The sequence below is a fragment of the Bordetella tumbae genome (genome assembly GCF_965139195.1).
Lineage (GTDB): Bacteria > Pseudomonadota > Gammaproteobacteria > Burkholderiales > Burkholderiaceae_B > Bordetella_A > Bordetella_A tumbae.
Window position 1 is genome coordinate 79,505 of sequence record NZ_CBCSJH010000021.1, and the last position, 13,315, is coordinate 92,819.

At 58.7% G+C, this 13,315-nt stretch carries 11 protein-coding genes and 1 pseudogene; 7 read left to right on the plus strand and 5 right to left on the minus strand.

Annotation, left to right across the window (positions count from 1 at the left end; genetic code table 11):
* The first annotated feature begins 21 nt into the window (after positions 1-21).
* Together ACNA0J_RS19645 and ACNA0J_RS19650 are read left to right on the plus strand one after the other, a co-directional pair.
* Positions 22-666 carry a flavin reductase family protein gene (locus tag ACNA0J_RS19645; RefSeq protein ID WP_415820547.1) on the plus strand — a complete coding sequence of 215 codons (645 nt, stop codon included), beginning with the start codon at positions 22-24 and terminating at the stop codon, positions 664-666.
* Between the two features lie 147 nt (positions 667-813).
* Positions 814-2,076: an MFS transporter gene (locus ACNA0J_RS19650; protein WP_415820548.1), complete on the plus strand. Its 1,263-nt coding sequence runs from the start codon at positions 814-816 to the stop codon at positions 2,074-2,076.
* 40 nt (positions 2,077-2,116) lie between these two features.
* Here the strand turns inward: ACNA0J_RS19650 and ACNA0J_RS19655 are convergent.
* Together ACNA0J_RS19655 and prpR are read right to left on the minus strand one after the other, a co-directional pair.
* On the minus strand, positions 2,117-2,170 hold a 54-nt coding region (locus ACNA0J_RS19655; protein WP_415820559.1), incomplete at its 5' end, for a hypothetical protein.
* Between the two features lies 1 nt (position 2,171).
* Positions 2,172-4,042: pseudogene (gene prpR, locus ACNA0J_RS19660) on the minus strand (propionate catabolism operon regulatory protein PrpR); the annotation flags it as partial.
* A 178-nt stretch (positions 4,043-4,220) separates the two neighbouring features.
* On the opposite strand from prpR, the gene ACNA0J_RS19665 reads away from it, so the two are divergent.
* Genes ACNA0J_RS19665 through ACNA0J_RS19675 form a run of 3 tightly spaced genes read left to right on the plus strand, consistent with a single transcriptional unit; the run spans position 4,221 to position 7,427 of the window.
* Positions 4,221-5,417, plus strand: a complete 1,197-nt coding sequence (locus ACNA0J_RS19665) for a CaiB/BaiF CoA transferase family protein (RefSeq protein ID WP_415820560.1) — start codon at positions 4,221-4,223, stop codon at positions 5,415-5,417.
* 13 nt (positions 5,418-5,430) lie between these two features.
* Positions 5,431-6,354, plus strand: coding sequence for a hydroxymethylglutaryl-CoA lyase (locus ACNA0J_RS19670; RefSeq protein WP_415820549.1), 924 nt, complete (start codon positions 5,431-5,433; stop codon positions 6,352-6,354).
* Between the two features lie 53 nt (positions 6,355-6,407).
* On the plus strand, positions 6,408-7,427 hold the full coding sequence (locus ACNA0J_RS19675) for a Bug family tripartite tricarboxylate transporter substrate binding protein (RefSeq protein ID WP_415820550.1): 1,020 nt from the start codon (positions 6,408-6,410) through the stop codon (positions 7,425-7,427).
* 10 nt (positions 7,428-7,437) lie between these two features.
* On the opposite strand, the gene ACNA0J_RS19680 is transcribed toward ACNA0J_RS19675, so the two are convergent.
* Together ACNA0J_RS19680 and ACNA0J_RS19685 are read right to left on the minus strand one after the other, a co-directional pair.
* On the minus strand, positions 7,438-8,091 hold the full coding sequence (locus ACNA0J_RS19680; RefSeq protein WP_415820551.1) for a VOC family protein: 654 nt from the start codon (positions 8,089-8,091) through the stop codon (positions 7,438-7,440).
* A 159-nt stretch (positions 8,092-8,250) separates the two neighbouring features.
* On the minus strand, positions 8,251-9,807 hold the full coding sequence (locus tag ACNA0J_RS19685; RefSeq protein WP_415820552.1) for an AMP-binding protein: 1,557 nt from the start codon (positions 9,805-9,807) through the stop codon (positions 8,251-8,253).
* Positions 9,808-10,028: 221 nt separating this feature from the next.
* Here ACNA0J_RS19685 and ACNA0J_RS19690 point away from each other — a divergent pair, with 221 nt between their 5' ends.
* Positions 10,029-11,015, plus strand: a complete 987-nt coding sequence (locus tag ACNA0J_RS19690; protein WP_415820553.1) for a Bug family tripartite tricarboxylate transporter substrate binding protein — start codon at positions 10,029-10,031, stop codon at positions 11,013-11,015.
* A gap of 53 nt (positions 11,016-11,068) precedes the next feature.
* Here ACNA0J_RS19690 and ACNA0J_RS19695 read toward each other — a convergent pair whose 3' ends face one another.
* A complete protein-coding gene (locus ACNA0J_RS19695; protein WP_415820554.1) occupies positions 11,069-11,968 on the minus strand; it encodes a LysR family transcriptional regulator in 900 nt (299 codons plus the stop codon).
* Between the two features lie 86 nt (positions 11,969-12,054).
* Between ACNA0J_RS19695 and ACNA0J_RS19700 the strand changes: the two genes are divergently transcribed.
* A complete protein-coding gene (locus ACNA0J_RS19700; protein ID WP_415820555.1) occupies positions 12,055-13,212 on the plus strand; it encodes an acyl-CoA dehydrogenase family protein in 1,158 nt (385 codons plus the stop codon).
* Positions 13,213-13,315: the final 103 nt, after the last annotated feature.

The window sequence follows — 13,315 nt, forward strand, 5'->3', positions numbered from 1 at the left end:
CCAACACATACGAGCCTGACCATGTATTTCGATATCTCTGCACTGAAAGGGAATAACGCCTACAAGCTGATGACGGCGACGATCGTGCCGCGTCCGATCGCGTGGATCGTGAGCCAGGATGAACAAGGCCGCAATAACGCCGCACCGTTCTCATTTTTTGGCGCGATGTCGGGCGAGCCACCTGTGGTGTGCATTGGCATAGGCACGCGGCCGGAGGGCACGCACAAGGATACGGTCGCCAATCTGCACATCGGCGCCGGGTTCGTGATCAATATGGTGTCTTCGGAACTGATGGCTCAGATGAACGTCACGGCGATCGATTTCGCGCCTGGTGTGGACGAGCTGCAAGCGGCCGGCCTGGAAATCGCCGCCTCGAACAAGGTGGCGCCGCCTCGTATCGCGGCCAGCCCAGTCGCCATGGAATGCCGCGTACAGCAGCATCTAGATGTCTCTGCCCATCGGCGCATCATCGTGGCCGATATCCTGGCCATGCATATTCGTGATGATGCCGTGCTGGATGCGGAACGGTGCCATATCGACACGCCCAGCCTGGACCTGGTGGGCAGAATGCACGGCGGCGGCTGGTACAGCATTCAGAACAAGCTGGTAGAGCTGCCTCGCATGACCGAGACCCAATGGCGTGATCTCACGCCTTCCGAAGAATAAAGCCTGGCCTCGCCGGATAGCCGGCGGCGCATTTGCGCAAAGTTCGATAGCCGTACAGCGCCAAGCGCATTTTCCCAAAATGTCCGACAATTCCCGTCCAGGGCACCCGATCTAGAGGCAGCCCGCAAACAGGATACGGAGAAGGCAGTGGCTGGGACACGGAGTGGCAACTGGTATTTTGGGTGGAACATTGTCGCAGCAGCCACCCTGCTGACCTTGCTGACGGTGGGCATGCGCATGGGCGTAGGCCCATTTTTTCTGCCTATTGCCCGGGACTTGGGTTTCAGCCGCAGCCTTTTGTCGGGCATCGTCGCCATCGGCATGCTCTGCTATGGACTCGCCATGCCGGTGGCGGGCCTGCTGGTCGCCCGGCATGGCACGCGTTTTGTCCTGTTGCTGGGTACGGCGATTGTGGTCATCTCGAGTATCTGGTCCGTCAATGCCCACAGCGCGACGAGTTTCTTTCTGTCCTTTGGCGTGCTGTTGTCGATCGGATTGGGCTTTACGAGCCCCGTCGCGCTGACGCCTGTGCTGACTCGTTGGTTTACCCGGCGGCGCGGGATGGCGTTGTTCTTTTTGTCTACGGGATCCATGGCCGGAATCGCGATCATGACGCCCGTGCTGACTTTCGCTATTGAGTCTACGCACTGGCAGACTACGCTGCTGGGCTTTGCAGTGGTGTTCACGGCCATCACCGTTCCACTGGCCCTGTTCGTCATTCGCGATCAGGCGCCAGAACACACAGATCTGACGCCCGAGCAGATCGCCCGTAAATCAAGCAGCCGCCGCACCAGCATCCCTGAAAGCCTGAGCTTTCGCGAAGCCACGCGCACGCAACCATTCTGGCAGATCACGCTGGGACTCTTTGCCTGTGGGTTCAGCATGAACCTGCTGGGCACCCACGGTATGCCTATGCTGATGGATCATGGTTTTGACGCAACGACGAGCTCGCTGGGAATCGGATTGATTGGGCTGGTAGCGATATTCAGTACGCTGGTGCTGGGCCGGATTTCGGACAGCCTGCCGCGACGCCATATTCTGGCGGCGATTTATTTGATACGCGGCCTGGGGTTCTTTGCACTCATGGTGGTCGGTACGCACTGGGAACTCTATCTGGCAGCGGCGGTCGGCGGTATTGTCTGGGCTGGCAGCATTGCGATGTCGTCGGCGATTCTGGCCGATATCTATGGCGTTCGCATTGTGGGGGTCCTGTATGGCTGCGCCTATCTGGGCCATCAGGTGGGTGCGATGATCAGTTCGTGGCTGGGCGGCTGGGGCTATGAGACCTTTGGTACGCATTGGGTGGCCTTTGGCAGTGCGGGTGTCATTCTGCTGCTGGCCTCGTTGATATCTATACGTTTGCCCGCACAGGGATTCACGTTGATGGCGACGCCCAAGATGGCGCACTGAGTGGTATCGAAGGACATCTCGCGATTTCAACGCGTGAATGTCAATCCTCATTCATCCAGCGCCACAAGGTAGAGCGGCTGATGCCCAGGTGGCGNGCGGCTTGTTGGCGCCGCCCGCCGCACGCCTCGAGCGCCTGGATGGCGCGCGCTCGCAAAGACGCCTCGCCCGTGTTATTGGCCAAGGTTTGCGTACCCTCAAAGAGCTCTGGGCAATCATGTCGCAAGGCATCGTAATCAATCGCCTCAGGACTACCGTATTGAGAGAGGTATACGGCAATACGTTCGCTCATGTTTTCCAGCTCCCGGACGTTGCCAGGCCAAGAATATTGCTTTAACTGCGGCAACCACGGCGCAATGAGCGCTACGGTGTCTCGCGCTGGCATTGCGCCCAATCGGGACAGGCACCGAGCGACCAAAACGTGCAGCAAAGGCCCAATATCATCGGGGCGCTCCCGCAGTGCGGGCACGGCGAGACGCAGGGTATTGATGCGGTAATACAGGTCTTGGCGAAAACGCCGCTGCTCAATCATGTCGCGCAACGGCTGATGCGTGGCGACGATGATCCGTACATCAACGGGAATCGCGGCCGTTGCGCCGACACGGGTAATCTCGCGCTCTTGCAGCACGCGTAATAAGCGGCTTTGCAGGGGCAGCGGCATATCGCCGATCTCGTCGAGAAATATTGTCCCTGTGTGGGCAGCCTCGAACAGACCACGTTTACCGCCACGCCTGGACCCCGTAAATGCGCCCTCCTCGTACCCGAAGAGTTCGCTTTCCAGCAAGGACTCGGGAAACGAAGCGCAGTTCACCGCAACGAAAGGCCGATCGGCGCGGCGGCTGTCGTTGTGTATGGCTTGGGCGAATAGCTCTTTGCCGACGCCGCTCTCGCCCGCAATCAAGACGGTCAGATCGGTTTGAGCATAGCGGCGCGCTGCCTGTACCGCACGCAGAAAGCCCGGACTCTGGCCAATCAGCTCGTCGAATCGGTATTTCGCCGCATTCTGCCGGCGGCGTTGCTGCACCCGCAGGCTCGTATCTGCCTCGTGGATGCGGCCCGCGTCATAAAGCGTCAGCGCCGCGCCGACAATCGCACCCCGTTCGCGGATGGCCGTGCGGTTGACGATCCAGTCACGGCCGCCAAAGCGTTGCAAGCCTGCGCTTTCCTGCTGGCCCGTGTCCAATGTTGTACGCAGCGTCAGCTCGGGCCGCAACTGATCCAGAGCTTGCCCCGTCACGTCCTCGTCGTTGGCCGTCAACAAGCGTTGCATAGGCGGGTTGACGGCAATGATGCGATGATCCCGGTCTACAGCCAGCACGGCATCCTGCAAGCTGTGCAGTACGCCGTTGAGCTGTTCATAACGGCCAGCTTCCAGACGCGCGACACGCGCCAGTTCGATGGCGTCTTCGAAGCCCTTGCGCACGCTGGCCAGGGAATACGCCAACAGCCCATGCAACCCCGCCTGTTCAGCCAGCTCGACGACGAGACTGGATCCCACGATGACCTGAAAATTGTCGCGCCTCAGTTGCTCGAAACGCTGTCGCGCATCGTCGGGCGTCTGATATGCATGCTGCACGATCTCGATATTCAGGAGGTCTTTGACCGCGTCCAATTCGGGAATGGTACGCCCGTACATCACGACACCAACTCTGTTGGCAATACGCCGGGCCTTGATCAGGGCCTGCAGAATGTCGAAGCCCCCTAATTGAATCGTAGCAACCGGGGCCTGCAACCCGGCACGCAGAATACTGGCGTTGGAGCCCGCGCTCACAAAGGCGTCGACCAGTCCGCGGCTCAAGCGGTCCTGCGCAATGTCCAGCGCGCCGCCAAATGTGCCGTCTACGACTTCGATGTGAGCACGGCCGGTGTACTCGGCCACGACTGGCATGGCGAATTCCCGAATCTGCCGGTAGCTCAGGAAACACAGGCGAGGCAGGTCGGCACGTGTCGTCAGGTCTGCGTAGCTCATGGCGGTCCGTTCGTTTCAATGAGACATATTGACGTCTCAATTATGTCTCATAGAACATTCAAACCAAATCGATAAAAATAATTCATTTAAAAATCAAATAGTTATAAAAACAAAAAACTGGCACGGCCTTTGCATAAAGCATGTTTCTCACGCAACGCCTATGGACTGGAGGCTCGCTTTGGCGCTCGAACACATTACCGTGCTGGATTTGACTCATATGCTTTCGGGGCCCTACGGCACAATGCTGCTCGCCGACCTGGGTGCGCGCACCATCAAGGTCGAACCTCCGGGCAGTGGTGAAGGCACCCGCCGTTTGCTCGAACATGATCCCGATTACTCGCGCGACGGCATGGGCGCGTATTTCCTCACGTTGAACCGCAACAAACAAAGCGTGTGCATCGACCTGAAAAGCGAAACCGGCCTGGCGGTATTCAAAGACCTGGTACGCAGCGCGGACGTAGTGTTCGACAATTTCAGCGTCGGCGTGACGCAACGACTGGGCATCGACTACGCCGCACTATCAGAGATCAACCCGCGCATCATCACCTGCTCGGTGACGGGCTTTGGCAGTACCGGCCCCGACACGCAGCGCCCGGCGTTTGACCAAGTCGTACAGGCCATGGGCGGCGGCATGTCGATCACCGGCACGCCTGAACAAGGGCCCACGCGTAGCGGCATTCCGATCGGTGATCTGGGCGGAGGCGTGTTCGGGGCCATGGGTGTACTGGCCGCGTTAGCCGAACGAGAACGCACCGGCCGTGGGCAACATGTCGATGTATCCATGCTCGACGCACAGATCTCGTTGCTGAACTATATGGCGACCATGCATTTGATGTCTGGCATCGTACCCCAGGGCATAGGTAACAGCCATTTTGTGCATGTGCCCTATAACGCCTATCCCACTGCAGACGGCTACATCATTGTGGCGTGTATCGGTGATGCTTTCTGGAAACGGTTTCTGGAATGCATCGATCTGCCTGCGTTGCGCAAACCGGAATACGATTTGCAGCCAGGGCGTTTTGCTGCCAAAACACAGATCGACGCTATCGTCAGCGACGAACTGCGCAAACACCCGACCACGTACTGGTTGGAAAAATTGTCGGCGGCACGCATTCCATGCGGCCCGGTGAACAATTTCCAGCAGGCATTGAACGACGCGCAGGTGCGGGCACGGGATATGATCGTCGAGGTGCCGTTGAAGTCTGGACAGATGCTATCCATGCCCGGCAATCCCATCAAACTGTCGGCAGCAAACGAACGTCAATATGGCAGCCCGCCGGATTTAGGAGAGCACACGGACGCGGTGCTGGGTACCCTGCCTGGCTATGACCATGCGCGCCTGGCCGTACTGCGCGATAACGGCGCCATTGCCTGACCAGGAGCCGACCATGTCTCTGAACACCGTGATCATTACGGACGTTGCCCCGCGCGATGGGCTGCAGAACCAGCAGGTTCCTGTTTCCACTTCAGCCAAGTTTCAACTGATCCAGCTATTACACGAAGCAGGCGTGACAAGCATCGAGGCGACGAGTTTCGTATCGCCAAAGGCTGTGCCGCAAATGGCGGATGCAGCGGAATTGATGGCAGAAATCAACCGGCTTCTGCCACAACTGCGAGCATCGGCGCTCATTCCCAACCTGAAAGGATTGGAACGCGCCCATGCAGCAGGTGCGCGGGAAGTCGCCGTCGTACTGTCCGCGACGCAGACGATGAATCAGAAAAATATCAATATGGATCTCGTCACGGCAACGAACGTCTGCGAAGACACGCTGCACGCCGCACACGCGCTGGGCTTGCGCACACGCGCCTATATCGCAGTGGCCTTTGACTGCCCTTTCGAAGGTCCCACGGATCTGGACACGGTTGTAGCGTTGGCCGAACGTATGCATCAGGCAGGCGCAGAAGAAATTGTCATCGCTGACACCATAGGCTCGGCCTCGCCAGGTATGGTTAAAAACCATTTTGAAAGACTGGCCAGCGTGCTACCGATCGAGAAACTCGCGGCCCACTTTCATGACACGCGCGGCATGGCTACAGCTAATGCCTGGGCTGCAATACAAGCCGGCGTGCGGCGTTTCGACGCGAGTGTGGGAGGCATCGGCGGGTGCCCGTTTGCACCAGGTGCAGCCGGCAATGCTGCGACCGAAGACCTGGTATTGATGGCCGAACGCAGTGGCTTTACGACAAACATCGCGCTCCCGGGCTTGCTGAAAGCCATCGACTTTGCCGAAGCACAACTGGGCCGTGCCCTAGGCGGACGCAGCATCGCGTGGCTGAGGCGGCAATACGCAGCCGATAAGACCGCGTCATGATCAGCACATGACACGCGTCATCAACAATGCATAACAACACCAAGGAGACACACATGCCTATCCATCATTTCATCCAGCAGCGCCGTCAACTATTGACCCGCGCACTCACCTCGATCTGTGTCGCGATTACCGCATTCGGCGGTCCGCTGGCGCATGCCAATGAAACAGCAAAACAGTATCCCTCCCGCCCCATACGTCTCATTGTCCCGTTCGCACCCGGCGGAGTATCAGATACCGGCGCGCGCCTGGTCGCAGACAAACTCGGCCAACGCTTGGGACAGCAAATCATTGTGGACAACAAGCCCGGTGCATCGGGCAACATCGGCACGCACATGGCCGCCCAAGCCGCACCCGACGGCTACACCCTGCTGCTGGGATTTGATGGCACGCTGGTCATCAACCCATACGTGCACAAGGACATCCCATTCGATACGCTAAAAGACCTGGCCCCCGTGAGCAAGATCGGTGACGCTGCGCTGATCATCGTGGCGAACCCCAAAGTCCCAGCAAATACGTTGCAAGAGCTGATCGCGTACTCCAAGACACAACCTAAGGGCATTTCCTATGGCAGTGCCGGCGTAGGCAGCACGCCGCATTTGGCGGGTGAACTGTTGCGTCAACGTACGGGGATAAAGTTGGAGCACATTCCTTATAAAGGCGGTGGCCAGGCAATGGCGGACGTCGTAGGCGGCACACTGCCGCTGTTATATACCGCAGTCGCGGGCGCCTATCCCTATGTTGAACGCAAGCAGCTCAAAGCCATCGCCGTCAGCACAGAAAAACGCCTGCCCTCGTTGCCTGATGTGCCTACCGTATCAGAGTCCGGTGTGGACGGATTTGTATCGAACTCTTGGATAGGAATCCTGGCCCCGGCAAAAACACCGGCGGATATCGTCTCGAAGCTGCAACAGGCGATTCATGATGTAGTTCACACGCCCGAAACCGAAGCGCGCCTGGCAGGCCTGGGAATCACCGCGTCCGGTAATACCCCGCAGGAGTTTCGCCGACAGATCGAGACTGATCTCAAGACCTACAAGGCAGTCGTAAAAAGCGCGAATATCCAGGCTCAATGAACCGGAATAACTACGCCGAAAAATCGGCGGACAGCATACGCAGCCCATGAGGCGTACGGATATGGGCGATCAGGTGCGGCGATGTGCCGGCAGGCAGCGCCCGCACCTGTACTTTGCTGTTGTGCAGGTTCAACGCATCCAACGCATCACATATGCGATCAGGTTCGGGATGAAAGAGCTCTAAGGCTTGCAGTGTGCAGCCCTTGTCATCCAGCATGTTGGCGGGATGCGATGGAACGTCCCATTGGATCAAAGTGGGAGCCACGCCGCTCTCGGGCAGACTGCCATCTGCGGGAATCGTGATACGCCAGGCCAACGCACCCCGGGTCATGCTCTCGATCGGGCCCGTATCCCACGAGCAAGCAGCCTGAGCCGCAACGATATCGTCGGTACGTATCACCCAGGTTCCCAGCCTGGGCATCGACCCAGGCGCCATCTGGTCCAGTTCGAACCATCGAGACCGTTCCGGCGCCGAGGCGGTAGGATCGGCCGCGATGACTTCCAGATAAACATCGTCGCCCAGCCGCAGCAGTTTATTATGCGTGCCCATGCGAGGATGCTGCCCCCCTGCTTGCAGGGACACACCCAAAGCCTGTTCGACAAAACGTGTGCCACTGGCCAGGTCTGGCGCCACAACGGCAATGTGATCTAGGAAGGTCTGCATCGGGGCTCCTGGGGGTCCACAGCGCAAGCGAAGCTGGCTTCGCATCGGCCATCAAAGGACAGATAGTCTACCTCGACCTGCCCCATACCACCCTGTTGCGCGCATCAACGCCCACAACACGACAGCAGGCCGCGCGTGATGCGCCAGCCAACCAAGCTCCTAGCCTACCTTGCGTTCGAGGCCTTCCCAATACGCATCGCGCAACGGTTTACGTGCCAGTTTCCCATTCGCATTTTTTGGCAGTTCGGACACGATGTCGATACTGCGCGGCTTCTTGAAATCGGCCAGATGCGTGCGGCAATGTTCCATGAGCTCGGCCTGTCCCGTCTGAGCGCCGGGTTTCAGCACGAGTACTGCCTTGATCGATTCGCCCCATTTATCGTCGGGAATACCGAATACGCATGCCTCGTACACATCGGGGTGTTGATACAACGCCTGCTCGACCTCGGTGGGATAGACATTGAATCCGCCTGTGATGATCATGTCCTTCTTGCGGTCAACGATATAGACAAAACCCTCCTCGTCCATACGCGCCAGATCACCAGTATGCAGACGCCCGTCGCGCAATGCCTGCGCCGACAATTCCGGCTCGCCCCAATAACCGGCGAATACATCAGGACCGCGCACGGTAATCTCGCCCACCTCGCCCTGCGCCACAGGCAACCCATCATCACCGAGCAAGCAGAGTTCGCCTTCGCCAAACAATCGGCCGCAGGATGAGAGACGCTCTGGACGCGAAGCCAACGCATATGCATGGTCTGCCGTGCTCAGCAACGCAAGCCCGCCTGTAGTTTCGCCAGTGCCGTACCCTTGGCTCAGTTTCGGGCCCAGCGCCTCCCATGCCTCGCGCACGCGGGCCGGCGCCATCGGTGCGCCACCATAAGATATCTGGCGCAACGCGCTCAAGTCGTGACGATGCAAGCTGGGCTCGGCAATCAACATATTGATCATCGTCGGCACCATGAAACTGAACGCCGCACGATGCTTTGCCGCCGAAGCCAGAAAGGCCTCGGGGTCGAAACGATCATGCAGCAGGATAGTGCCCCCCTGGAACAGAAACGGCTGCATGAACATACCGCTGGCATGCGTGATGGGGCCTGCCAGCGCCAGCACCTCACCCGGATTGGCGCGCATACGGCCCATGACAACCTTGCGCAACGACGCCATGCGATTGCCCACCGTTTGCATCGCGGCTTTGAGTTTGCCGGTCGATCCTGATGTGAAATGCAGCACCGCCAGATCGCTTTCCACCATCTCGATATCGGGATTCCGATCCGCACCCGCCGCGATAAACGACTCGTATGAACGCCAGCCTTCGATCGCGTCGTTGCCCGTCACGATCATATGGCGCACGCTGTTCAACTCGCTCAAGACCGAGGCCACGCCTTCGCTATGCGCCGGGTCAACGATGAATACCGTCGCCTGGGCGTTATTGACCGTATCGACGACCTCCCGGCTGGACAGGCGTGCGTTCAACGCGACCTTGACCAGGCCTGCTTTGTACAGCGCGCATTCGAGTTCGATGATTTCAGGACAATTCCAGGCCTGAATCGCAACACGGTCCCCTTTGGCCAGCCCTAACCCCAGCAAGGCATTGGCCAAGCGATTCGAGCGCGTGTCGAGCTGACCAAAACTAATTGTCTTTTCACCATAGATGATGGCTGGCCGATCACGCCAATAGGTTGCGTTACGGCTGGTATATCGTCCTTGATTCATGGCTTGCTCCATCGTTTTTGCATGGCAGGATGGTGCAACCAGAGTCATGCTCGGCAAATAACCCGAACGAGTTTTTCAATGCCGCTGGGTTATCAAGCGAATATCATGCCGTAAAGTTATCGAGATACGCGTATAGGGCATCGCTCGATGAGCCTACGCAGGTTAAATCTGGCCACGACAGGCGCATTCGACAGCCTGCTTGCGATTCCTAGGAGACATTCGTGCAAATACGCGTTCATCGCCCCTGGCGAACCCTGGCCGCATTGGTGCTGGGTTTGGCGGCCCTGATTCCGGCTACCGTCCGAGCCGGCACATATCCCGATCGGCCCATACGTTTGGTGGTGCCCTTTACCGCTGGCGGCCAGTTCGATTACATCGCCCGCCTGGTGGCAGACCCCCTGGGGCGCGAACTGGGCCAGAACATCATTGTGGAAAATGTCGGGGGTGGCGGCGGCAGCATTGGCGGCGCGAAAGTCGTGAACTCGCCCGCGGACGGCTATACGCTGCTGGAATATGGCGGCAACTTTGCCATTGCCAAACATCTGACACCGAATCTGTCATTCGACCCTATAGCCGATCTGATACCCGTTTCCGGAATCAGCCTGTCGCCCCATGTCATTCTGGTCAACAGCAGTTTGCCCATTCATAACCTGGCCGAGTTGACCGCCTATTCAAAGGCCAATCCCGGCAAGCTGAGCTACGGCAGCCCTGGCGTAGGCTCATCCATGCATCTGACATTCGAGGCAGTCAAACAGCACTTCGGTATCGATGCCGTGCATGTGCCCTACCGCGGCGGCAGCAACATGATCAACGACCTGGCAGGCGGCCAGGTCGGCGTGGGCATCATCGCCGTGGCACCCGCCATGCCATTCATCGAGAGCGGCCGCGTGCGCGCCATTGCTGTGACCAGCCGGGATCGCGCCGGCTCATTGCCCGACGTACCGACAGTGGCAGAGGCCGGCTATAAAGATTTTGAAAGCGGCAGTTGGGGTGGCATTGCGGTACCCAAAGGCACGCCTGCCGATATCGTCAAGCGCTTGAATCAAGCCATGATCAAAGTCGTGAATCAACCCGACGTCAAGAAAGCACTGCAATCGCAGTCGTTCACGCCTATCGCTGGCACACAAGAGGAGTTTCGGGCACTGATCCAGGCCGAGTCGGACCGCTATGGCCCCCTGATCAAACAACTCGGGTTGCGCAACGAATAGGTTTGGCTTGGCCACCGCCATTGCCGGCGGCAGGCCTACGCGCATTTCGGCCGTCAACGCCCCTGTGCGCGCTCGCGCAGAATTTCGATCAGGCGTTCGGCCAGCGGCGATTGATAGCTGCCATGACGCGTCATGATGCCGATCTCGCGATGCCAGGTGACATCGTCGAGGGGCACCGCGGCCAAACCCTGCCCCGCCTCGGATCGCAGCGTGATCTCGCTGATCACAGTCAGCAAATCGGTACTCTGCAAAATGCTCACCAAGCTGGAGACCGACGAATTGGACTCGACCATGATGTTAGGCGGCGGAGCCCCATGCTGTTCGAACCTGGTTTCCAGCCAGCGGCGCGAGGCGACCTGCAAACCCGGCAGCATCCAGCTATAACCCAGCAGATGCTCAAAGCGGATCTGGGCTCGGCCAAAAATGGGATGCCCACGGCGGGCTGCGACAAAGAGACTGTCCCGAAACAGGGGAATGCGGTCAAACTCCGCAGGCGCAGCCGAATCGTGTAGCGAACTGATGGAAAAATCCAGGTCGCCCTGACGCAACGCCGGAATCAAGGCATCGTTGAGCGCAACCACCACATTGATTTTTGCAGCGGGCCGCTGCGCCATCAACTCGACACAAGCCTGATTAAACACCGGCTCCACCAGCAACGGTGTCACCCCTACACGCACTAGGCCTACACTGCCTCGATGCAAATCACCGGCCTCGCGCAATGCCTCGTCCAGCTCGCGCCGGGCTTGCAGGCTGCGCTGGTAAAACGCTTTCCCGGGCATGGTCAGTTCCATCCCCTTTGGCGTGCGCACGAACAATTGCAGCTTCAGCTCGTCCTCGAGGCGCCGGATCCCCTTGGTCAGCGCGGGTTGGCTGATCCCCATGCCATCAGCTGCGCGTCCTACGTGTCCGGCGCGCGCTACGGCCAGAAAATAGTCCAGATCTTCGAGTCGCATGATTCCGCCTGGTTATTGAACTCAAAGAAAAGATAATCACCAAGCGCGTTGGCGCTGTCAAGCTAGCACTTATTCCAGGAGACATCATGGCCCAAGACAGCCCCACACTCGCCGAGTTACGCGAACGCCTGCACCGTTATCTGCATAACGAACTGATTCCCATGGAGCGCGAGCGCGGCTTGGGATACGAGGACGAGTTTCCCCGCGAGCTGGTCAAATCGATTTGGCAACGCTCGCGCACCCTGGGCTTGTATGGCCTGCAATTGCCCAAGGAAATCGGCGGACAGGCCTTGCCGTACCGGGACCTATGTATCTTGAAAGACGATGCCGCCGCATCGGGCGCCATTCTGTTTCCGCATGTGTTGGGCGACTGGGGCGGACCGTCACGGATCGGCAATCTCGTGCGTTACGCCACGCCGTATCAGCTGGAACGCTACATCATGCCGGTAGTCCATGCCGAGCGTGGCGCCTGCTTTGCCATGACAGAGCCGCAGTCCGGCTCAGATGCCAGCAGCCTGCGCACACTCGCGGTAGAGGATGGTGAGGACTACATCATCACAGGCGTTAAACACTACATCACGGCATCGATGTTTGCCGACTTTGCGATCACGATGTGCGTGACCGATCCTGAAAAAGGCATGGATGGAATCTCGGCTATCCTGATCGATCTGGATCTGCCGGGAGTGCGGCTAGAGCATGATTGCGTGCCGATGACGGGACAATATGTCGATGCAGACATCGTGTTGGATCATGTGCGCGTGCCGAAAAAAAACCTGATCGGCAAACCGGGAGAAGGTTTCCGCATCGCGATGAACCGCGTCAGCGTCAATCGCCTGCTGCACTGTCCTACGATGATAGGGTTAGCGCGACAGGCCTTTCGCATGGCCGTCGATTACGCCAAAACACGCCAGCAGTTCGGCGGCCCGATCAGCCGCTTTCAAGCCATCCAGCACATGCTGGCTGATATGGCGACCTCGCTCTACGCCTGCGAGCAAATGGTATTGGGCGCTGCACAGCGCGCCGACGCGGGGGACGATGTACGCGAACTCGCGGCCATGTGCAAGCTCTTCGTATCCGAACGGTGTTTTGAAATCGCCGATAAAGCTATGCAAATACATGGCAACGTCGGCGTGACCAAAAATCATCCGGTGGAATTCATTTTTCGACGGTTGCGGTTATATCGGATAGTGACGGGTACCAGTGAGATACAGCGCAATACGATTGCGAAAGGGATTTTGGCGTAGTCACAGGCGGCATACGTGCTTGTCGCGATTTCGATGGAGATGAGTTCTGTTGGACGTCGAGGCGGGGCAGTGACCGTGTTGGCGCTTCACGGAGTCGGTCGGC